The organism is Niallia laureatilytica (assembly GCF_046613985.1).
GTDB lineage: Bacteria > Bacillota > Bacilli > Bacillales > Cytobacillaceae > Niallia.
The window spans coordinates 1-20,974 of the sequence record NZ_JBKKHP010000010.1 but is presented as its reverse complement, the minus strand read 5'-3'; the positions used below and the strand labels follow the sequence as shown (position 1 = coordinate 20,974).

The 20,974-nt window shown below is 38.6% G+C and carries 22 protein-coding genes and 1 pseudogene; 20 read left to right on the top strand and 3 right to left on the bottom strand.

Translation table 11 applies throughout. From position 1 onward, the window contains the following. The first annotated feature begins 189 nt into the window (after positions 1 to 189). From ACLIJJ_RS20435 to ACLIJJ_RS20415, 5 genes are all read left to right on the top strand, one after another. Positions 190 to 1,734, top strand: a complete 1,545-nt coding sequence (locus ACLIJJ_RS20435; RefSeq protein ID WP_233315684.1) for a glycosyltransferase family 2 protein — start codon at positions 190 to 192, stop codon at positions 1,732 to 1,734. 198 nt (positions 1,735 to 1,932) lie between these two features. Further along, positions 1,933 to 4,044 (top strand): CDP-glycerol glycerophosphotransferase family protein, encoded by a 2,112-nt coding sequence (locus tag ACLIJJ_RS20430; protein WP_411411521.1) that lies wholly within the window; start codon positions 1,933 to 1,935, stop codon positions 4,042 to 4,044. Positions 4,045 to 4,118: 74 nt separating this feature from the next. Then, on the top strand, positions 4,119 to 4,940 hold the full coding sequence (locus ACLIJJ_RS20425) for an ABC transporter permease (protein ID WP_233315683.1): 822 nt from the start codon (positions 4,119 to 4,121) through the stop codon (positions 4,938 to 4,940). A 13-nt stretch (positions 4,941 to 4,953) separates the two neighbouring features. Further along, complete coding sequence (gene tagH, locus ACLIJJ_RS20420) at positions 4,954 to 5,763, top strand: teichoic acids export ABC transporter ATP-binding subunit TagH (protein ID WP_233315682.1); 810 nt, start codon at positions 4,954 to 4,956, stop codon at positions 5,761 to 5,763. Positions 5,764 to 6,119: 356 nt separating this feature from the next. After that, a complete protein-coding gene (locus ACLIJJ_RS20415) occupies positions 6,120 to 7,181 on the top strand; it encodes a glycosyltransferase family 4 protein (protein WP_233315681.1) in 1,062 nt (353 codons plus the stop codon). 54 nt (positions 7,182 to 7,235) lie between these two features. Here ACLIJJ_RS20415 and ACLIJJ_RS20410 read toward each other — a convergent pair whose 3' ends face one another. The 3 genes from ACLIJJ_RS20410 to ACLIJJ_RS20400 all read right to left on the bottom strand — a co-directional run bounded on the left by ACLIJJ_RS20410 (position 7,236) and on the right by ACLIJJ_RS20400 (position 9,409). After that, a complete protein-coding gene (locus tag ACLIJJ_RS20410) occupies positions 7,236 to 7,370 on the bottom strand; it encodes a hypothetical protein (RefSeq protein WP_267913391.1) in 135 nt (44 codons plus the stop codon). Positions 7,371 to 7,494: 124 nt separating this feature from the next. Next, positions 7,495 to 8,643 carry an LCP family protein gene (locus ACLIJJ_RS20405; RefSeq protein ID WP_411411520.1) on the bottom strand — a complete coding sequence of 383 codons (1,149 nt, stop codon included), beginning with the start codon at positions 8,641 to 8,643 and terminating at the stop codon, positions 7,495 to 7,497. Between the two features lie 133 nt (positions 8,644 to 8,776). Further along, the gene (locus tag ACLIJJ_RS20400; RefSeq protein ID WP_233315679.1) at positions 8,777 to 9,409 is read right to left on the bottom strand and encodes a YigZ family protein; all 633 of its coding nucleotides are present in this window, start codon (positions 9,407 to 9,409) and stop codon (positions 8,777 to 8,779) included. A 490-nt stretch (positions 9,410 to 9,899) separates the two neighbouring features. Here ACLIJJ_RS20400 and ACLIJJ_RS20395 point away from each other — a divergent pair, with 490 nt between their 5' ends. From ACLIJJ_RS20395 to ACLIJJ_RS20325, 15 genes and pseudogenes are all read left to right on the top strand, one after another. Then, on the top strand, positions 9,900 to 11,045 hold the full coding sequence (locus tag ACLIJJ_RS20395; RefSeq protein ID WP_233315678.1) for a sensor histidine kinase: 1,146 nt from the start codon (positions 9,900 to 9,902) through the stop codon (positions 11,043 to 11,045). Between the two features lie 33 nt (positions 11,046 to 11,078). Then, positions 11,079 to 11,768, top strand: coding sequence for a response regulator (locus tag ACLIJJ_RS20390; protein ID WP_233315677.1), 690 nt, complete (start codon positions 11,079 to 11,081; stop codon positions 11,766 to 11,768). Positions 11,769 to 11,946: 178 nt separating this feature from the next. Continuing rightward, positions 11,947 to 12,078, top strand: coding sequence for a sporulation histidine kinase inhibitor Sda (gene sda, locus ACLIJJ_RS20385; protein ID WP_233315676.1), 132 nt, complete (start codon positions 11,947 to 11,949; stop codon positions 12,076 to 12,078). Between the two features lie 152 nt (positions 12,079 to 12,230). Then, a complete protein-coding gene (locus ACLIJJ_RS20380) occupies positions 12,231 to 13,070 on the top strand; it encodes a DegV family protein (protein ID WP_237941932.1) in 840 nt (279 codons plus the stop codon). A gap of 116 nt (positions 13,071 to 13,186) precedes the next feature. Then, positions 13,187 to 14,677, top strand: a complete 1,491-nt coding sequence (locus ACLIJJ_RS20375; RefSeq protein WP_411411519.1) for an ATP-dependent helicase ComFA — start codon at positions 13,187 to 13,189, stop codon at positions 14,675 to 14,677. Positions 14,678 to 14,922: 245 nt separating this feature from the next. Next, entirely contained in the window at positions 14,923 to 15,381 is a 459-nt protein-coding gene (locus ACLIJJ_RS20370) for a ComF family protein (protein ID WP_411411518.1), read from the top strand. A gap of 26 nt (positions 15,382 to 15,407) precedes the next feature. Further along, positions 15,408 to 15,806: a TIGR03826 family flagellar region protein gene (locus tag ACLIJJ_RS20365; protein WP_233315673.1), complete on the top strand. Its 399-nt coding sequence runs from the start codon at positions 15,408 to 15,410 to the stop codon at positions 15,804 to 15,806. A gap of 254 nt (positions 15,807 to 16,060) precedes the next feature. Continuing rightward, positions 16,061 to 16,339: a flagellar biosynthesis anti-sigma factor FlgM gene (gene flgM, locus ACLIJJ_RS20360; protein ID WP_233315672.1), complete on the top strand. Its 279-nt coding sequence runs from the start codon at positions 16,061 to 16,063 to the stop codon at positions 16,337 to 16,339. A 20-nt stretch (positions 16,340 to 16,359) separates the two neighbouring features. Next, positions 16,360 to 16,857: a flagellar protein FlgN gene (locus ACLIJJ_RS20355; protein ID WP_233315671.1), complete on the top strand. Its 498-nt coding sequence runs from the start codon at positions 16,360 to 16,362 to the stop codon at positions 16,855 to 16,857. A gap of 13 nt (positions 16,858 to 16,870) precedes the next feature. Continuing rightward, positions 16,871 to 18,433 (top strand): flagellar hook-associated protein FlgK, encoded by a 1,563-nt coding sequence (gene flgK / locus ACLIJJ_RS20350; RefSeq protein ID WP_233315670.1) that lies wholly within the window; start codon positions 16,871 to 16,873, stop codon positions 18,431 to 18,433. Between the two features lie 11 nt (positions 18,434 to 18,444). Next, positions 18,445 to 19,332, top strand: a complete 888-nt coding sequence (flgL, locus tag ACLIJJ_RS20345) for a flagellar hook-associated protein FlgL (protein WP_233315669.1) — start codon at positions 18,445 to 18,447, stop codon at positions 19,330 to 19,332. Positions 19,333 to 19,473: 141 nt separating this feature from the next. After that, positions 19,474 to 20,064 (top strand): DUF6470 family protein, encoded by a 591-nt coding sequence (locus tag ACLIJJ_RS20340; RefSeq protein ID WP_233315668.1) that lies wholly within the window; start codon positions 19,474 to 19,476, stop codon positions 20,062 to 20,064. A 14-nt stretch (positions 20,065 to 20,078) separates the two neighbouring features. After that, positions 20,079 to 20,528: a flagellar assembly protein FliW gene (fliW, locus tag ACLIJJ_RS20335; RefSeq protein WP_233315667.1), complete on the top strand. Its 450-nt coding sequence runs from the start codon at positions 20,079 to 20,081 to the stop codon at positions 20,526 to 20,528. Positions 20,529 to 20,532: 4 nt separating this feature from the next. Further along, a complete protein-coding gene (gene csrA, locus ACLIJJ_RS20330) occupies positions 20,533 to 20,754 on the top strand; it encodes a carbon storage regulator CsrA (RefSeq protein WP_411228796.1) in 222 nt (73 codons plus the stop codon). 130 nt (positions 20,755 to 20,884) lie between these two features. After that, positions 20,885 to 20,974, top strand: a pseudogene (locus tag ACLIJJ_RS20325) (flagellin); the annotation flags it as partial.

The following is a 20,974-nucleotide window of genomic DNA, read 5'->3' as shown; positions in this document are numbered from 1 at the left end:
ATTTAGTGCAATACTACTATTTAGAATAGTAGTAATAATGCTTATTTTTGCTTGCTTGCCTAAATATGATAGGTTAATGTTTAAGAAAAACTGCAAAATGTGTATAATAATAAAATGGTTACTTTTGTAAACAAAAAGTCCATCTAAAATACATAGTGTATTTGATAATGAAGAGGCGGTGTTTTTATAGTGTCTAGCTATAATAAAAAACAATTCGAAGCACAACATAAAATTGACTATAATAATGAAGGCTACTATGTCTACAATAAAAAAAGCAGCATATTCAATGTCTTAAAAAAGAAGAAGGATAAGCTGGTAACAGTAGTCACACCTGTTTATAATGCAGAAAAATACTTAAGCAAAACAGTAGATTCTGTTATCAACCAGACAATCGGCTTTGATAATGTGGAATATATTCTTGTTGATGACGGTTCAACAGATATGTCCAGACCAATGCTGCTGGAATATGCTCAAAAACATCAAAATATGATGGTTGTTTTCTTGAAGGAAAATACAGGAACGCCTGCACAGCCAAGAAACCTTGGTATCGAGCTTGCAACAGCTCCGTATATTACCTTCCTTGATGCTGATGACTGGTTGGAAAGCAACGGCTTGGAGATTCTTTACAATATTCTTAAAGAAACAAATGATGATTATGTTGTTGGGAAGACAATCCAAGTAGAAAGCAAATCTACTAAAATAGTTGGGGAACATGAGTCATGCAAAGAAAGAAGAGGCATTCTCGCAACATCAATCCCACATATATTCCAGCATTTAGGGCCGCGTTCCCGTATGATGAAAACAAGCCTGCTAAAAGAAAACAATATCCGTTACCCGGAAATGAAGTACGCAGAGGACAAGCAGTTCTTTATTGATGTTTTAGTAGCAACTAAAACAATCTCAACGACTACTAATGTTATCTACTACTTGAACAGGCTTGATGAAAACGATGCTTCACTGACGAAACAGACGAGCATTATGCAAAAGATGGATACAAACATTAAAGTTATCAACTATGTGAAGGCAAAGAAACTCGATGAGAAAACGGAAAAGATGATTTTGAATCGTCTCTACGAATTCGATTGCATCACAAGATTCTTTAATCGTCAGCATTTCTTTAAAAGCAAAAATAAAAAAGCATATTACGATAAATTTAATGAAGTTCTTGAAACAACAAAGGATCTTGGCTACAACATTGAGGATCAATTCTTCCATCCGATTAATAAAGTTGTTTATAACATGTACTTAAACGGTGAACAAGATAAAATTGCCGATTTGTACAAATGGGATAAAAAAGAAAAAGTGAAGGATATTGTCGTGCGTGATAATGAGCCTTACATGGTTACACCATTTGAAGATAAGAAGCATATTCGCGTTGCTATGGCTGGCTTTTATGAAGAGGGTGTGTTCGGCGAAAACGATTATACATTGGACTTCCATTTATATGGTGATTCCATTGATAATGTGGATGATATGATTCTCCGCGACCGAGGAAATACGGAAAATCAGTATTCCTTTGCTGTCGAGAGAGTCGATAAGCATCATTTCCGATTGACTATTCCATTGACTACAATGCTTGAGTTCTCAAAAGGAAGCTATGCAATATTTGTCCGCTATAATGAATACCAAAAAATCAGCTTAATCCGCTTAGATTACACACAAAAGATTATGGATAAGAAGCTGTACCAATTCTATACGACGATCAATTCAAATCTTGGCTTGAATATTAAGTAAGCTCATCCTATAGTGCGGGCCTGTAAAGGCCTGCAGCTATAGGTTTTTTTCATTTCTGTGACAAGAATGACGATTGTCAATGACTTTGGGCAGGGGTCTTCTAAATAAGTTTGAAATCCATTCACGTAACCTATATAATGTTTGATAGATTGTAAAGTACGTGAATTTCGGTACTGTATGTTTGAGAGGAGTAGCATAATGAGTGAATCTGGATATGTTCATAAACAGGCACATAAGGTATTTATCAATAATGATCTATTATCTGTGAAGTTCTGTTTTAAACATGAATTGCTTGAGGCGAAGCAGACAAGCCTTGTACTAATTCAAAGGGGCTCTGAAAATGTAGTCGCAGGATCCATCAAGCAAATTGATATAAATGAGGATTTTGGAATTTACGAATCGGCAATAAGCCTGACTGACAATAAAGAGGATTTCAGCAAAGAAGCTGTTTGGGATCTGTACTTAGTTGTGAAGGACGAAGAAGCAGAAATAGAAAAGAAATATAGAATAAAAAGCAATAAGGCAGCACTAGAGCTTAATTTCTACCTATATGAAGAGGGTACAATGTTCTATGCTTATACAACGAATAAAGGAAATGTGTCCTTTAAGACAGTTGTCCAGCGAATTATTGCGAATATTGAGGAAGCCCATCTCACAAGCGGTAGTCTTGTGCATATTTCTGGATACGGCTTCAATCCGCAGTCACAAAAGCAGCCTGTCGAAAAAAAGCTGATTATCACAAATAATATCAATGAGGAAGTATATAATATTGCTCTTGAGAACAAGCATCGAAGCGACTTGCAGGAAATGTACGGCGGTACCGACCATAACTACGAAACAATCGGCTTTGAAGGCAAACTTGACTTGAGCCAATATCTTTTCCAGTCAGAAGCTATCTATTATCGCTTCTATTTGGAGCTTACGTATGAAGAAAATGGCGAAACAGTAAAAATACTCAGCCCGAGATTAAAGTTTGTGTCCTTTAATCCAAAATATAAAAGACAAAGAACTCGTATTACTACGATGTACGGCAAAAAAAGAGTATTGCTTAAATCAACAGCGAAAAACAATTATCTTTCTGTTAAAGTTGCTGATTTTAATGCAAAAATGGAGCTTAAAGCAAGAATTAAAGGCAAGCTTGTGCGTATTAAGCGAAGCAAAAAGGCGAAGAAGCTCTTTAAGCTTGCATTTAAAATGCTCGGCATGCTTCCAGCAAGCAAAAATACAGTCATATTTGAAAGCTTTTTGGGTAAACAGTACAGTGACAGCCCAAGAGCGATTTATGAATATTTAAAAGAAAACCACCCGGAGTATAAGCTGTACTGGAGTGTTGATAAAAGATTCATTCAAAACTTTGAGGACAGAGGCATTAACATCACGCCGAGATTCTCTATCAAATGGCTCTTCAGAATGGCGCGAGCTCAATATTGGGTAAGCAACAGCCGTCTGCCGCTGTGGATTCCAAAGCCAAAGAATACAACATACTTGCAGACTTGGCATGGTACACCGCTGAAACGACTTGCTGCCGATATGGATGAAGTGCATATGCCTGGCACCAATACAAAGAAATATAAAAGAAATTTCCTTAAAGAAGCAAGCAACTGGGATTATCTTGTATCACCAAATGCTTATTCAAGCGAAATCTTTGCAAGAGCTTTCGATTTCGACAGAACGATGATTGAATCAGGTTATCCGCGGAATGATGCGTTGATTAATGATAATCATGTGGATAATATCACTGCCATTAAGGAGAAATTCGCCTTGCCGATGGATAAGAAAATTATCCTTTATGCACCAACATGGCGTGATGATCAGTTCTATGGAAAAGGAAAATATAAGTTTGATTTAGAGTTAAACCTTGACCAGCTAAGAGAAGAGCTTGGTGATGATTATATCGTCGTTTTACGGATGCACTATTTAGTTGCAGAGAACTTCGATCTTACTCCATATGTAGGCTTTGCCTATGACTTCTCGAATTATGAGGATATCAGGGAGCTTTACTTGATTTCTGATTTGCTGATTACTGATTATTCTTCCGTATTCTTCGATTACGGTAACTTAAGAAGACCAATGATCTTCTACGTATATGATATTGACACATATCGTGACAAGCTTCGCGGCTTTTACTTTGATTTTGAGCAAAAGGCACCAGGTCCATTAGCAAAAACAACGGATGAAGTTATTGAATATATCCGCCAGGCGGAAAAAGAGCCTCTTAACGAACAGTTCGAGGAGTTCTATAATACGTTTTGTTATTTGGAAGATGGGGAAGCATCTAAGAGAGTGGTTGAAGAAGTATTCCTTAAGTAGAGCAAACATACTTAAGCTTACATTAAAAAGCCCATTTAGTCCTATTTGGCTTATGAGAGAAGGGTTAGGTTTACATGGTTTCAATGTTTAAAGTAATAAAAGAACAATATGATAATTTTCATTTGATCAATAGATTGGCTGCCTATGAACTGAAAAGTGCCAACAACAATAACTATTTGGGAAGCTTATGGGAACTGTTGAACCCTGCTATTCAGATTGCAATTTATTGGTTTGTTTTCGGGTATGTACAAGACAGGGATCCTATTGAATATGCTGGTGGAGGAACATACGAGTTCTTCCCATGGATGCTTGCAGGGATTACCATCTGGTTCTTTATTTATCCGTCAATAACACATGGTTCGAAATCGATTTATACAAGACTGAAGATGGTTTCTCGCATGAACTTCCCGTTAAGTGCGATCCCATCCTATGTCATTTTGTCGAAGTTAATGCCGCAATTGCTGCTGATGCTTGTGACAATCATTATTTTTCAGTTTATCGGATTACCTATTAACATATACTATTTGCAGCTTCCATACTTTTTGGTAGCAACAATTCTGTTTTTATTTTCTTTGTCCTTAATCACATCGACAATTTCAACAATAGTGAGGGACTTTCAAATGCTCGTTCAATCATTAATGAGGGTTTTGCTTTATATTACACCGATTCTTTGGCCGTTACAGGACCGCTTCGGTGAAACATTCCAATTTGTAATGCAGCTGAATCCATTTTATTATTTGATTGAAGGTGTCCGCTATTCGCTTTTAGGCGAAGGCTGGTTCTTTATCGAGCATGGCTGGTTAACCCTTTATTTCTGGGCTATTCTGCTTGTCTTCTTATTCCTAGGTTCTTATTTACATGTAAGGTTCAGAAGGCATTTTATTGATTTCTTATAATGGAAGTGATTGTATGACAAAATCTGTCGTAGTGAAGAACTTGACGAAAAGATATAAACTATACAGCAGCAACAAGGAAAAAATGATGGATATTTTCTTGCCGAAAAGCTATGGCGAGCCTTTCTATGCTCTTCGAGATGTTAGCTTTGAAGCGGAAAAAGGGGATACGATCGGCTTTGTCGGCATAAACGGTTCTGGTAAGTCGACGCTTTCCAATATTATTGCAGGCATCGTTCCAGAAACGAGCGGGACTGTTGAAATAGATGGACAGGCTTCCTTGATTGCTGTTGCAGCAGGGCTTAATAATCAGCTGACAGGTAGGGAAAACATTGAGCTGAAGTGCTTAATGCTCGGCTTCAGCAAAGAAAAGATTAAGGCTCTTGAGCCGGATATCATCGATTTTGCGGAGCTCGGCAAGTTCATTGATCAGCCAGTTAAATCCTACAGCAGCGGGATGCGTTCTCGTCTTGGTTTTGCAATATCTGTTCATACAGATCCAGATGTCCTTATTATTGATGAAGCTTTGTCAGTAGGGGATAAGGCATTTGGCGAGAAATGTTTGGAAAAAATGCAAGAATTTAAGGAACGCGGCAAAACGATGTTCTTTGTCAGCCACTCTATCGGCCAAATGAAGAAATTCTGTGAAAAAGCGATTTGGCTTGAATTTGGCAAGGTAAAAATGGAAGGCAGCATTAAAGACGTTATCCCAGCTTACGAAAAATTTATGGACGATTATAAAAAGATGTCCAATAAAGAGAAGAAGCAGTACAGGGAAAATGCTTTTAAAGAACGAAGTGAAGAGAAAGAAACAGTACACAGCTAATTATATGCAGCATCCAAAAGAGGCTTTGTTGTTCGGTCAGCCTCGCTTGGATGCTGTTTTTTATTGCAATTGTAAAGGTAAGGAATGATTGGCAATAGAGAAAAGCGGGGAAATAGCATTAAGATGGAGATTTTATGTCCATATTATAAGTAAACAGTGCAACTTTTTCTTGTGATACTACGTCTTATATTATATATTTATAAAGGGTTTTAACATATTGTAATTTAAATGTAAACTATCATGAAGATTTAAACAAGATTTATTAAGATGAAATATGCTATAATCATTTTTGAAAATATAAGCTTAAGAAGAAAGCGCAGATGCCTAATATTTAAAGGGGCATTGGGGAGGATCTTATGATTTATATAATACTTATTACATGTTTTTTTGGATCCATCATACTTACTCCTTTAGTGAAAAAACTGGCATTTAAATTAGGAGCAGTAGATAAACCAGAACAACGTAAAGTACATCAGAAAATTATGCCCCGTATGGGCGGTTTAGCAATATATATCAGCTTCATTATCGGAGCTTTAATTATCAATCCGAATAAAGATTATCATTTCCCGATTTTAATCGGAAGCACAATCATTATCATCACAGGCATATTAGATGATATTTATAATCTGTCTGCCAAGATTAAATTTTTGACGCAAACATTAGCAGCGGTAGTTGTGGTTGTGTGGGGCGGCGTACAAGTTGAATTCATCAACTTGCCGTTCGGGGGTCAAATTGAGTTTGGGTTCCTCGATGTTCCAATTACGATTCTTTGGATCGTCGGAATTACGAATGCGATTAATTTAATTGATGGTCTGGATGGACTAGCTGCAGGAGTTTCCTCCATCGCCTTGTTCACGATTACAGGGATGGCGATGATTATGGGCAATGGTTATGTTATCGCCATTTCATCAATTGTGCTTGCAAGTACATTAGGATTTTTGTTCTTTAACTTTTATCCGGCGAAAATCTTTATGGGTGATACAGGTGCATTATTCCTCGGATATATAATCGCTGTTATGTCCTTGCTAGGCTTTAAAAACGTTACATTAATCTCGTTCGTCATTCCAGTGATCATCTTAGGTGTACCGATTTCAGACACGTTTTTTGCAATTATCCGCAGGCTTATTAACAAGCAGCCTTTATCTGCACCTGATAAATCCCATCTTCATCACTGTCTGCTTAATATCGGCTTCACACATAGACAGACGGTTATCGTGATTTATGCAATGGCGACATTCTTTGGATTAGTTGCTGTCATCTTCTCACAAGCGAAGGTGTGGGGAGCTATTCTCCTGATTGCGACAGTGCTGCTGATTATAGAGTTATTTGTCGAAAAGATAGGGCTTGTCGGCAAGAATTATAAGCCTATCCTTAAATTCATTAACGATATACGATATGCAGCAGATAAAGAGCGTTAAAGCAGAATCAAAAAAAGCTTACCAATGGGTAAGCTTTTTTTTGATGATTACTAATTACAAATCATCATCTGTAATGCTCTCAAGCACTGGAAGTTCGTCCTCTTCATCATCCATCAAAAATGAATCATGTTCCGACCACAGCGGCCTTTCGAGCGCATAATTAATTAATGACCAAACTGATTTAATCATCGATGTTTCCCTCGTTCGTGATAGTTTTTATGGCATCAATAGTATTTACAAAAACTAGCCATTTTATAGGGAAAACAATAAAAAAGACGATGGGAGGCTTGTTCCATCGTCCTTTTTGTGACTTTTAATTAGTTGTCGTTGTATCTGTTGTGGATTCATTATATGTCGAATCCGTCGTTGATGTGCCAGTGCTGTCCGTCGTTCCAGTAGTGCTGTCTGTAGAAGTATCAGAAGAACCAGTAGTATCCGTTGTTGTGTCATCACTGCTGTTTATATCATCTTTAATTCCTAGATGCTCCTGCAGGATTGCTTTCGTTTCTTCCAATGCTGTTGGGTCTAACTGGTACACATATGCACCATCTACGTTGCCGTCAGAGCCAGTTAAAGTCAAGCTTTCCACTTGCAGGCCGTTTTCAGCTGTCGCATATGCCAGAAGGGACTGAATATTGCTGAATGAAAGGTCTGTTGTCATGTTATCGCCGACAGCCTCCATTAGCTTGGAATACTTTGTAATAGCTTGAGCGGAAACAGCTTTATCCATAATTGCCTTCATAATCAATTGCTGGCGTTTCCCGCGTTCAATGTCATTGTCGATTTTTCGTGTTCTAGCTAGTGCTAACGCTTCTTCACCATTAAGAGTCTGTAAGCCTTTTTCTAAATGAATAGCATTTTCACCTTTTTGGTCTTTCGAGTTTTGCTCTGTAAATGTTACAGGAACGTCAACTTCAATGCCGCCAAGTGCTTCAACAACATCCATGAAAGCATCAAAGTTCATTTTTGCGTAATAATCTACAGGTACATCCAATAAGCTCTCTACTGTTTCAATGGTCGATGTTACACCGCCAAAGTAATGGGCATGTGTGATTTTGTCGTTATAGCCTCTTTCAGGGATATAAACATAGGAATCACGGGGAATGCTCAATAGCTTGACTGATTTTTCTTTTTCATTCAATGTTGCAAGCATTAATGCATCTGAACGGGATCTCGTCGTTCCAGATGATGACGAACGTTTTTCACTGTCATCGACACCGATAAACAGAATCGATATATCATCTATATCAGGGTCTACTGCCGCATCACGGAGAGAAGATTCTCTGTCAATCGGCTGGTAGGAGTCTTCTACCACTGATTTTGCCTTTGTATAGAGGAATGCGCCATAGCCAATGCCACTTGCGGCAATCACCAGTAATGGTACTAGAATGAAGGTTAGGATTTTCTTTCTCTTTCGTTTCTTTTTATTATGGTTTACATAAGATTCTCTATTTGATGCCATTGGTTTCTCCTTTAAAGTGTTGATTTTAGAAACTATTTATAGCCATTATTCTTATCTTACTATCTCATCTCATATTAATAACTAGTGTTTTATTTCTTATTAAGGAATAATTTAATAAGAAAAGGGAAAATATTCATATGAGGGATTCGAGATAGACAGCTTCTTTTTCTGTTAGTATGCCCTGGCCATTCGTTAATTCTGTCATCCAATCCTTGTATGATTCAATATTTTCTGTTTCAACATACACATCAATCTCTACTGCCTCTAAATAGTGGATTTCCTTCAATTGATAAGGGGAGGATCTTAATTCATTCTCTATTTTTCCGAGGAAAGTATAGTCGATAGTAACACCTATTACTGTCATTAATTTTCTCTCTACAACACCAGTTGCTGTGATGCCTTCAGAGGCTGATTTTCCGTATGCACGGATAAGACCGCCGGCACCAAGCTTAATTCCCCCAAAGTAGCGTGTTACGACAACTGCTGTATCTTTCAGCTTCCTTTTTTTCAGCACTTCTAAAATCGGGACTCCGGCTGTACCGCTTGGCTCTCCATCGTCATTTGCCTTTTGAATTTGGTCATTTTCACCGATTAAATAAGCTGAACAGTTATGGGTTGCATCTTTATGCTTTTTTTTAATATCTATAATAAACGCTTGTGCTTCTTCTTCACTAGTAGCTCTGCAGACATGTGCGATGAAGCGCGATTTCTGTATGATGATCTCATGTTCTCCATAGCCTTTTACAGTATGGTAGCAAGGAAGCATTCAAATCGCTCCTTTCTAATAAAAAACTCATAAAATGTTTGTTATAACGAACGAATAAGAATATAATATTTTATAGCCTTATTTCATTATAATTCGACATTCTTCATTCTTCAATTGTTGATGTGTTTGTAACAGAATTTTAATATTAGTCCGATATCTCCATGTTATAATAAGTAAAACTCCATGCCCAAAAAGTCCCTTGCAAAAAAAGCGGATTTAACGTGATTTAAACGTAAATACAGAACTGCCACGGATTGGCTGTATTGACGCAAGATGGCAGAATAGGGCAAAGGACATTTGTATATGATAAAATAAAATCCTTAAAATTTTCTTAAATAGGTAATTAGTATCACTCTTATTGGGTAATATATATGTCGAAATAACGATTTTATAATATTTAACCATGAAATTATACATATTTTCTACTTTCACGCTAAAATAAGATTTGATACAGGAAGGGTTTTCAGCCTTTTTGGAGGAATTATATAATATGATAATAAGGAAATTTGATACGAAAACACTAGATTTCATATTAGAAAAAATGGTTGAGACTGTCAGCTCCAGCAAGGATGAAATATTTCGCATTGGAGAACAGTGTCGAAAGGATTATGAGAAGCTGACAGAAGAGCTAAAAGAAATAAGAAATCTAGTCCTGCAAACAATTGAAGAAGGAGATAAGCTCGAGGCGCAATCACGCTTTGCAAGGAAACGCTTGTCAGAAGTAAGCAAGCATTTCAATGAGTACTCCGAGCTTGAAGTGCGTGAGGCGTATGAAAAGGCGCACAGCCTGCAAATGGACCTCAGCATGAACAGACATCTGGAAAAACAATATCGTGAAAGGCGCGACGATATTGAGAGAAGGCTCATTGGGCTTGACGAGACAATTGAAAGGGCCGATCATCTTGTCACCCAAATTACCGTTGTAATGAAATACTTAATCAGTGATTTGAAGCAGGTAGGGGAAGTCCTTGAGGATGCAAAACAAAAGCAGGACTTTGGCCTAAAAATAATCGGAGCCCAGGAAGAGGAGCGAAAGCGGCTTTCAAGGGAAATTCATGACGGTCCCGCTCAAATGATGGCAAACGTTATGATGCGCTCTGATCTAATTGAAAGAATATATAAGGAACATGGTGCACAAGAAGCATTTGAAGAGATTAAAAATCTTAAGCTGATGGTCCGCAGTGCTCTGTATGAAGTGAGACGAATCATCTATGACCTTCGCCCGATGGCTTTGGATGATTTAGGTCTTGTTCCTACATTAAAAAAATATTTAAAGACAACAGAAGAGTATTATCAAACAGCTAGTATCAGCTTTTCAACAATAGGCAAGGAAATAAGGCTGCCAGGCAAATATGAAGTAGCATTGTTCCGGCTTATTCAAGAATCCGTTCAGAATGCGTTGAAGCATGCAGAAGCAAAGACAATCCTTGTAAAAATAGAGATGAGACGCGATCAAGTAATCGTAGTCATCAAGGATGACGGCAAAGGGTTTGATAAGACGGTTAAAAAGCAAGAATCCTTTGGGTTAATTGGGATGAGAGAGAGAGTAGAGCTGCTTGAAGGGGAATTATCAATTGACTCTAAAATTGGATCAGGAACACTTGTTATGATTAATGTTCCAATAAAAACTACTTAAATTGATAGTGTGAGAATAGGGGAGGCGAAGCAATTGGCTACAACGAAAATAGTTATTATAGATGATCATCAATTGTTCAGGGAAGGTGTTAAACGTATCTTGGATTTCGAATCAAGCTTTGAAGTTGTCGCAGAAGGCGATGACGGTTCACAAGCGATCCAGCTTGTAGAAGAATATCAGCCTGATGTAACAATCATGGATATTAACATGCCGACAACAAATGGTGTGGAAGCGACAAGACAGCTTTTGGAGAAGTTTCCAGAAACAAAAGTCATTATCCTTTCCATTCATGATGATGAAAACTATGTAACACATGCACTAAAAACAGGAGCAAGCGGCTATCTATTAAAAGAGATGGATGCAGATGCACTTGTAGAAGCAGTTAAAGTAGTGGCGGACGGCGGGTCATACTTGCATCCGAAAGTTACGCATAACCTTGTAAATGAATACCGCAGATTGGCAATGGAAGAGTCAGGCGGCGGGGAGCATTATGTACAAACAGTTGAAATAAGAAGACCGCTACATCTGTTAACACGCCGTGAGTGTGAAGTATTGCAGCTTCTTGCAGACGGTAAGAGCAACAGAGGTATAGGTGAAGCATTATTTATCAGTGAAAAAACGGTAAAAAACCATGTCAGCAATATCCTGCAAAAAATGAACGTAAACGACCGGACACAAGCAGTTGTCGTAGCGATCAAAAACGGCTGGGTAGAAGTGCGCTAAAAGAGTTTCCCTCTATTGGGAAGCTTTTTTTTTTTGCAAAAATGTCGATTTTTGTCCAAAGAAGCAGAAAAATTCATATTTTTGTAAAAAAGTCGACGGAATTAGGATAAAATCCCTATGTGCAACAGCGGTTAGATAGTGCAGAATATTCATAAATAAAGGGATAGGAGTGCTTGAGATGAGCGGAGTAAATATTCTTTCAAATGCTGAGCTGGTAAAAGCATATCGCCTGGCAATCTCACTTGATTTGGAAGTCGAATTTATCGCCATACTTTTTGAAGAATTGAATCGCAGAGAATTGAAATACTGACATAATGTCTTTCTATATATGATAAACGTCTGCTATAAACTACCTTTTTTGTCTACAATAATAAAATTAGCCTATATTTGATGCAAATATTTTATTTTTTAGTTAAAATATACATTATACAATTGTATAGATAAGGAAGGTATTACACAAAAATGAAAACAGCTATTGTAACAGATAGTACTGCTTATATAACAAAAGAAGTAAAAGACAAATATGATATACATATGATTCCGTTAACGGTTGTGTTCGGAAATGAAATTTACGAAGAAGAGGTAGATTTGGAGGCTGGTCAATTTTACGAAGAAGTAAAAACAAAACCGCTTCCGACTACCTCTCAGCCGTCGATTGGGAAGTTTGCTGAACTATTTGAGCGCCTTTCACATGATTACGATGAAGTAATCAGCATCCATCTATCAAGCGGCATCAGCGGGACTTACCAAGGTGCAATAACTGCTGGCACTATGGTTGATAACATCAATGTTTTTGCATTTGATACAGAAATCAGCTGCATGGTTCAAGGTTTCTATGCAATAGAAGCTGCCAAGCTTTCCAAGGCTGGCAAAACTGCTGCAGAAATTATTCCTATACTTGAAGAGCTTAAAAAGACAAGCCATGCTTACTTCATGGTGGATGATTTAGCTCATTTGCAGCGCGGCGGACGCTTGTCCAGTGCACAAGCATTGATTGGCAGCCTGCTTCAAGTAAAACCGCTATTGCATTTCGAAGACAAGGTCATTGTTCCTTTCGAAAAGATTCGCACAAGAAAAAAAGCGATGAAGCGCATTGTCGATCTTCTTGCAGAAGCAACTAATGGCGAAGAGTACCAGGCAGTCATCATCCATGCAAACCGAGAAGAGGAAGCGATTGAATGGAAAAGGGAGCTTTCAGAAACATACCCTAATATTGAGTTTTCCATCAGCTACTTCGGTGCAGTTATCGGCACTCATCTTGGCGAAGGGTCCATGGGCCTTGGCTGGATGAAAAAACTATAAAACGTTCAAGATCCTGTCTATTAATAGAGACAGGATTTTTATTTTGTTAGGAGGAATTAAAGCATGCATAAAGAATAATGAATAAGTAAAATAAAATGAATAAGGAGGCGCACATAATGCTTTTTAGCATTTCCCCACAGAACGAGCTCATTCCTGTCCTCGCTCCTCGGCCTGATTTAATGCGTATTACAGACCTTCCTCTCCAAACTCCTCATCCACTAGACACTAATTTCTGCTACAGTAAAAATCTCCAAGCAACCTTAGAAGGTAAAAAACTGCTTTTTGAGGAAATTTCCATTTCATTAGAAGAAATCCAAGAACACTACCTGAAAGGCTATTGTGCCTATCATCCTGGCATTAGAAGAAATAGCAATAAGCTCATTTGCGCACGATGCGGAAATAAGCGCCAAGAGCTTTTTGCTTCCTACCAATGTGCCCGGTGCAAGAGGGCCTGTGCTTATTGCCGCAATTGTGTGATGATGGGCAGAATATCTGAATGTAGCCCGCTGATTAGCTGGACAGGTCCAGCAACCGTTATAACTCCTTGCACATTAGAATGGCAGGGTAGCCTTTCTCCAGGACAGCAGCATGCCTCCAGCAAAATAGTGGAAGCTGTCGAACGAAACAGTGAAATTCTTGTGTGGGCAGTTTGTGGTGCAGGGAAAACGGAAGTTTTATTTAAAGGAATAGAAAAAGCCCTCAGCACACAAAAAAGAGTGTGTATTGCCACTCCAAGAACAGATGTCGTCCTTGAACTGACACCGAGGCTGCAGCGAGCCTTTCCAACAATCAACGTAATCCCTTTGTATGGTGACAGCGGCAACAAGCTGAAGCACAGCTCACTGTTTATCAGCACAACGCATCAGTTATATCGCTTTGAGCAAGCTTTTGACCTCATTATTCTTGATGAAATGGACGCATTTCCATACTCTGCTGATGAAACATTGCAGCATGCTGTCAATAAAGCGAGAAAAAGTAAATCAACATTGGTGTATTTAACAGCAACTCCTAATAAAAGCTGGCAGCGTAAATGCAAACATAAAAAGATAGCGTATGTAAAAATCCCGGCACGTTATCACAGGCACCCATTGCCTGTTCCTCGCTTTATATGGTGCGGCAATTGGGAAAAGCTCCTAAATCAAGGCAAGCTGCCCCAAAGGCTGCTTGTATGGTTAAAGGAGCGGCTAAGCAAAGGCAAACAAGTTCTCTTATTTTTGCCGAAGATAGCGCAATTAGAAAAAGCAAAGACTATTTTGGGACAGTTGGACAGCAAGGTGGAATCAGTTTTTGCTGCCGATCCGCACAGAATAGACAAGGTGAAAAAAATGCGAAACAAGGAAATAAATCTGCTGATTACTACGACTATATTGGAAAGAGGTGTTACTTTTCCAAATATAGATGTTGCTGTATTAGGTGCAGAAAATGATGTGTTCACCGATAGTGCTCTTATTCAAATTGCCGGGAGAGCTGGAAGAAGCAGCGAGCATCCAGACGGAGATGTGGTGTTTTTTCATCATGGGAAAACATGGAGTATGGTCGAGGCAAAGAATCAAATCGAAAACAGTAATAAGGAAGCTGCCCAAACAGGCATGCTTCTGCTTAGGTGAGGAGGAATAAAGTGCATTGTACATTTTGTTTAACTTCCCTAAGACCTGTCTTAAACTGGACTAGTTTATTTGCTGAGCAAAAAAGCGAATTGCTTTGTGAGGAATGCAAAAGTAAATTAGAGTTCATTACAGGAAGTCGGTGTTCTATTTGCAGTCGGCCTTTCTCTCGCATTGATTCAGAATATATAAGGGGCAGCTTGTGTCTTGATTGCTATAAGTGGGAACAAGATCCTCAATGGAAAGGAGTGCTGGATGGCAATACCTCTATTTTTGTGTATAATGACTTTTTAAAAGAAATCATTGCCCTTTTTAAATACAGAGGAGATCATAAAGTAGCAGGAGCGTTCGCTGCATACTTTCCCAAAAAAACTGCAAGAGGAAGAGTGGTATCACCTATACCGTTAAGTGAGGAAAGACTGTATGAGCGAGGCTTTAATCAATCAGAGGCAATTCTTGCATATACTCATTTAGGCTACAAGCAGCTGTTATCTCGCGTTCATGGTGATAAACAGTCGAAAATCAGCAGACAGGAAAGATTGGAAAATACTGCTGTGTTTTCTGCGGCAAATATTGAGGGCTGCCATGCTCAACATGTGCTGCTCGTTGACGATATATATACTACAGGTGCAACGGTAAGGCAGGCGGCTAAAGTGTTGAAAAATGCAGGAGCCAATACTGTCATTTCGTTCACTGTTGCGAGATGACAATTACTATGGGAGGAAAAGAGAAAATGGCTGAATTAGCGAACTGCCCTAAATGTGGGGACATTTATGTAGTAAATAATCTTAGGGATATTTGCCCTAAGTGCTATAAGCAAGAAGAAGCGGATTATGAAAAAGTGTATCAATTCATTCGCAAAAAGCAAAACAGAACAGCACCGATGGAACAAGTTGTGGCAAATACAGGAGTCGAAAAATCGTTAATATATAAATGGATTAAAAAAGGACGCATTAAGCTGTCCCAATTTCCTAACTTAGGTTATCCATGTGCAAAATGCGGCACACAAATCAGAGAAGGAAAGCTTTGCACGAGCTGTCTGTCGAACTTGCAAGGAGATATTAAAAGCATGGAAGCAGAAGAGGAACGAAAAAAACAGGCAAAATCAGCCACTTACTTTACTGGTAAATAATAGATAAACCTTAGCTCTTGGGCTGTACGTGACAGCCCAGATGCATACTTCGTTACCTTCTCTGTAGAATCTCCTAGACCAATCCTCACGACTTATTCATCAATATAGGAAAATACTCTTGGTGTTCCTGTTTTAAATTAGTCTTTTTGGCGCATTTTAAGAAAAAGCGAAGGAAATGTTTAAATAAAACGCTAATCATCCGATACTAGAGGTAGAGCTTTTCTGTACGGAAAAAAAGAAAGCGAGGAATAAACATGAAAATTAATAATTACGGAACACAAGGAATTAATCCATATAAAAAACAAGTAAGTAAAATAGATCAAGTAAAAACAGAAGCAGTTAAGGGGACAGACAAAATTGAAATCTCCTCTGCTGCTAAAGAACTTCAGCAAGTGACTCAAGTGTCACAAGCAAGAACTGAAAAAATTGAAGCATTAAAAAAACAAATTCAAAATGGCACATATGAAGTTCGTTCAGAGGATATTGCAAACAGCATTGTCAATTTCTATACGAAGAATAATCAAGCTAACTAATACTAAAAGGAGGGTCTCTAATGTCTGCGTCCTTATTGATTGAAGTGCTGGAAAAGCTCGTTAACTCTCATGCAAGCCTGTATGAAGTGGCGAAGAACAAAACAGAGATCATAAAGAAGGGGGATATAGAGTCCCTTCAGCAAGTAATGAAAGATGAGCAAGCGCATATCATGAGCATTCAAAAGCTGGAAGCGGCACGAGTAGAAGTTTGCCGAAAAATTGTTAAGACCGTTCATAATCCTACTATTTCTGATTGTTTAGAACTGATGGAGCCAGAACCTGCGAAACAGGCGGGCGAGGCAGCGGATAAACTGCGAAGCATTATTGGAGAGTTAAAAGATGCGAATACGTTAAATCAGCAGCTGTTAAGACAATCGATGCAATTTGTGAATGTATCATTAAGCTTGTTAAAACCAACCAAACAAAGCCTTAATTACGGTAAGCCGGTAAATGGAAATTCTGTTCACACAGGCAACATCGGAAAAACATCAAGCAGTCTTTTAAATATGAAGGCATAATGGAGGAGAAGTCATGGGATCAACCTTTATGGGACTTGAAACAGCAAGACGAGGGCTGGTAGCGCAGCAAAGTGCCCTATATACAACAGGTAATAATATTTCAAATGCTAATACTCTAGGCTACACTCGTCAAAGAGTTGACTTAGAGCAATCACAAAGCTTTCCTGGAGTCGGACAGAATGCGCCGAGAATTGCAGGACAATTAGGTACAGGTGTTACAGCAGGATCTGTCAGCAGAATCAGAGACAGCTTCCTTGATACACAATACCGCTCTGAGTCAAGCAAGCTGGGATATTGGGAAAACCGTACTACAGCAATGAGCAATCTTGAGACAATCATGAATGAACCTTCTGAGTCCGGGCTGTCTTCTTCGATGGATTCTTTCTGGGAATCATTGCAGGATTTGGCAACAGATCCACAGAATTCTGGAGCACGTGCCGTTGTGCGTCAACGCGGTATTGCCGTATCAGAAACATTCAATTACTTGCATAAAACAGTATCAGCTGAAAAGAGCGATGCGAAAAACGAGCTTGGTGTTGCAGAAAAAGCAATTAATACTATTCTTACTCAGTTAGACCAAGTTAATAAACAAATCGGCAGTGTAGAACCAAACGGATACTTGCCAAACGATTTATATGATCAGCGAGACAGCTTGCTGGACGAGCTTTCTTCTTATGCGAATATTAAAGTATCGTATGAAGCTTCTGGAGGCAATGCATTAGCACAAGCTGAAGGTAAAGCTGTTGTTACATTAGTTGATGATAAAGGCAACGCCTTGGGTACTTTAGTTGATAAAAATGGATATAACACAATCAAAGTTAACAGCAATGCTGATGACAGTGCTGTAACAAGCATAACCATCGGAGATTCAGAGATTAATATTAATGACTTTGAATCTACTGGGAAATTAAAAAGTATCGTAGAAGCATATGGCTATGAAGATGCAGATGGCAATTTGAAGGGCATATATAATGATATGTTGACAGAGTTAGATAACCTTGCTTATACATTTGCAACGAAGTTTAATGAGGTTCACCAAGAAGGGATGAGCCCGAACGAAATTGAAGCAGGCGAAAACCAGTCGATCTCCTTCTTTGCTGATTCTGAAAGTGCAGATGGATCCATTACAGATCGCAGTGGATTTGCAAGCAGAATCTCGATTTCTTCGAGCATTGAAAGCAGCTTAGATAATATTGCGAATGCTTCACCTGGAACAGATCCTTCGCAAGCAACACTTGGTGATGCAACATATGTGAGCAAATTGGCTGACATCATTAACCAGAAGTATGATTACGGCAACAATTCAGAGATGTCTAACTTCCGCAACTACTATGAAGGGGTTATCGGAAGTATGGCAGTTAGCGCACAGGAAGCAGAGAAGATGACTTCAAATGCAACGACTTTGCAGCAGACTGTTGAGAACAAACGGATGAGTACAAGTGCTGTTTCACTGGATGAAGAAATGACAAATATGATTCAATTCCAACAGGCTTACAATGCGGCAGCAAGAATGATTTCATTATCAGATGAACTTTTAGATACGATAATAAACGGCATGGGTGTCGGAGGGAGATAGGTGATTAAGCAATGCGCGTAACACAATCAATGCTTTCAGCAAACAGCTTGCGTAATATCAGCAACAGCTACAATAAGATGAACCAATTATCGAACCAAGTAGCAACAGGAAAAAAAATCACAAAACCATCAGATGATCCAGTTGTAGCGATGAAGGGTATGTACTACCGCTCCAGCCTGTCAGAGGTAGAGCAGTATAAACGCAACCTGTCAGAGCTGTACCTGTGGATGGATAACTCAGAGGCGTCAATGAACCAAGCAAGCTCAGGGCTAGACCGGGTAAGAGAATTGCTTGTTCAAGGGAAAACAGATACGAACGGTGTGGATGAAAGAGGCGCAATCGCTGAAGAAATTAACCAGATTAAAGAAGACTTGGTAAATGTAGCGAACACAAAGGTAAACGGAAAATACCTGTTCCATGGTACAGATATTTCTAATCCACCAGTAACTGCAGGAAACCCTCCGCAGGTTGCAGCGAATATTGCCGACGGATCAATTGACAGTTATACAGTGGAAGTTTCAAGCGGCGTTTCAATGAAAGCGAACGTGAATCCGGCAACCTTCAACCAAGAAATGTTTGATGTTGTACAGGAAATTCAAGACAAAATGGAAAACAATGATACAACAGGATTAGATGAATTGCTGACAAGACTTGATTCTGTCATGAATTCCTTGTCTAGCGAAAAGTCTGAGCTTGGTGCAAGATATAACCGCTTAGAAATGGTTGAGTCTAGAATTGACGCACAAGAAGTGCTTGCTAACAAAGTTCTTTCAGATAATGAAGATGTTGATATGGAAGTAGCAATCACAAACTTGTCTGTTCAGGAAAGTGTTCATAACGCTTCATTGAGCGTAGGAGCAAGAATTATTCAGACATCATTAATTGACTTCTTAAGATAATATAACTGACTTGGCTGGAAGCTTCGTTTTAAGACATTCCTAATCACTAGGCAAACGTCTCATTTCGCCTCAGTATTGTATAAACACTTGAAGCTATTCTGTAATGAATAGCTTTTTTTTATAGAAAGGAGAGAAATATTCATGCAAATACCACAGCTGCGGATTGATTCAACACCTGCTAAGCTTGGACTTACAACAGTCCAGCCGCAAGTTCAAATGGAGCAAAAGCCTGCTGATTTGTATATTGAGCAGCCAAAGGCAGAGCTGATTATTGATAAAAAAGCTGCTACTTTGACAATCGACCAAACAGAGGCAAGAGCCTATGAAGGTATGAAAACACGAGAAAGATTCATTGATGATTATGTCCAAAAAGGCCGCCAAGAATGGCTTAAAGGAATTGCAAGACGCATAAAAGACGGACAGCAGCTTGCAGCAATTGAAAATAAAGGTAATCCGATTCCGCAAATTGCCAAAAGAAACAGCGAAGGACCGCCGAAGCAGTTTGGTCTAGGCTGGATACCGCCAGCAAACAGTGTCAAAATCCAATATGATCCAGGCTATGTGAAAACATCCTTTGAAACACATGAACCAATTATTGATGTTAACCAAAATAAGCCACTAATCGACTATACACCTGGAAAAGTTATAACAGAATTAGTTCAATATCCAAGTTTAGAGATTCATTTTGAAAATTTAAAGTCCAATGGGGTAAACTATCAACAATCAAAATAAAAGGACTGATGTAATTGAAAATTAATACAAAGTTTCATGGAGAAAAAGAAATAACCGACAAGGAAATCATTCATTTTCCAAAAGGAATTCCTGCATTTGAAGAAGAACAACAATTCGTCATCCTGCCGATCGATGACCAAGAGCATATATTCATCCTTCAGTCTGTCACAAACGAAAATCTTGGTTTTGTTGTTGCAAACCCTTTCGTTTTTTTCAAGGAATATGAGTTTGAACTAGCAGAATCTACGACAAGCTTTTTAGAGCTAGAGTCAGATAGGGATGTTCTTATCTTTACCATTTTGACAGTCCAGGATCCTTTTGCAAAAACAACCGCTAATTTGCAGGCGCCGATTATTCTTAACATAAAAAACAATCAAGCCCAGCAAGTAATTCTAAATTTGCCTGAATACAAAACAAAGCACAGCATTTTTTCACAACAACAATCAGAAGCGGTAAAGGGGTGAGAAGATGCTCGTACTATCCAGAAAAGTCGGCGAAGTAATCAAAATAGGCAATGACATCGAATTAACAGTCGTGTCGGTTAGCGGAGATCAAGTAAAGATAGGAATCAATGCACCTAAACAAGTCGAAATACATCGCAAAGAAGTATTCGATCAAATTTATAATGAAAATAAAGCAGCATCTGTTGATATCAGCAGTGTATTAAATGTCTTCAAAAAAAATCACTAAAAATTGTTAAACAAAAATTTCTCCTGCCGATATATAAAGTAGAGAGGGGAAGGGCGGCCGACCTTCCCTAATCCTATAAAAGACAGTCCACAAGGATGTGGGCATATAATTCAAGGAGGAGAAATTTACAATGAGAATCAATCATAATATTGCTGCATTAAACACATACCGTCAATTGAGCTCTGCAACAACTGCTCAATCTAAATCAATGGAGAAATTA

Coding starts and splice junctions, on each gene's coding strand:
- ACLIJJ_RS20430 (WP_411411521.1), top strand. CDS start 1,933: ATGAGTGAATCTGGATATGTTCATAAACAGGCACATAAGGTATTTATC.
- ACLIJJ_RS20425 (WP_233315683.1), top strand. CDS start 4,119: ATGGTTTCAATGTTTAAAGTAATAAAAGAACAATATGATAATTTTCAT.
- tagH (WP_233315682.1), top strand. CDS start 4,954: ATGACAAAATCTGTCGTAGTGAAGAACTTGACGAAAAGATATAAACTA.
- ACLIJJ_RS20415 (WP_233315681.1), top strand. CDS start 6,120: ATGATTTATATAATACTTATTACATGTTTTTTTGGATCCATCATACTT.
- ACLIJJ_RS20410 (WP_267913391.1), bottom strand. CDS start 7,370: ATGATTAAATCAGTTTGGTCATTAATTAATTATGCGCTCGAAAGGCCG.
- ACLIJJ_RS20405 (WP_411411520.1), bottom strand. CDS start 8,643: ATGGCATCAAATAGAGAATCTTATGTAAACCATAATAAAAAGAAACGA.
- ACLIJJ_RS20400 (WP_233315679.1), bottom strand. CDS start 9,409: ATGCTTCCTTGCTACCATACTGTAAAAGGCTATGGAGAACATGAGATC.
- ACLIJJ_RS20395 (WP_233315678.1), top strand. CDS start 9,900: ATGATAATAAGGAAATTTGATACGAAAACACTAGATTTCATATTAGAA.
- sda (WP_233315676.1), top strand. CDS start 11,947: ATGAGCGGAGTAAATATTCTTTCAAATGCTGAGCTGGTAAAAGCATAT.
- ACLIJJ_RS20380 (WP_237941932.1), top strand. CDS start 12,231: ATGAAAACAGCTATTGTAACAGATAGTACTGCTTATATAACAAAAGAA.
- ACLIJJ_RS20375 (WP_411411519.1), top strand. CDS start 13,187: ATGCTTTTTAGCATTTCCCCACAGAACGAGCTCATTCCTGTCCTCGCT.
- ACLIJJ_RS20365 (WP_233315673.1), top strand. CDS start 15,408: ATGGCTGAATTAGCGAACTGCCCTAAATGTGGGGACATTTATGTAGTA.
- flgM (WP_233315672.1), top strand. CDS start 16,061: ATGAAAATTAATAATTACGGAACACAAGGAATTAATCCATATAAAAAA.
- ACLIJJ_RS20355 (WP_233315671.1), top strand. CDS start 16,360: ATGTCTGCGTCCTTATTGATTGAAGTGCTGGAAAAGCTCGTTAACTCT.
- flgK (WP_233315670.1), top strand. CDS start 16,871: ATGGGATCAACCTTTATGGGACTTGAAACAGCAAGACGAGGGCTGGTA.
- flgL (WP_233315669.1), top strand. CDS start 18,445: ATGCGCGTAACACAATCAATGCTTTCAGCAAACAGCTTGCGTAATATC.
- ACLIJJ_RS20340 (WP_233315668.1), top strand. CDS start 19,474: ATGCAAATACCACAGCTGCGGATTGATTCAACACCTGCTAAGCTTGGA.
- csrA (WP_411228796.1), top strand. CDS start 20,533: ATGCTCGTACTATCCAGAAAAGTCGGCGAAGTAATCAAAATAGGCAAT.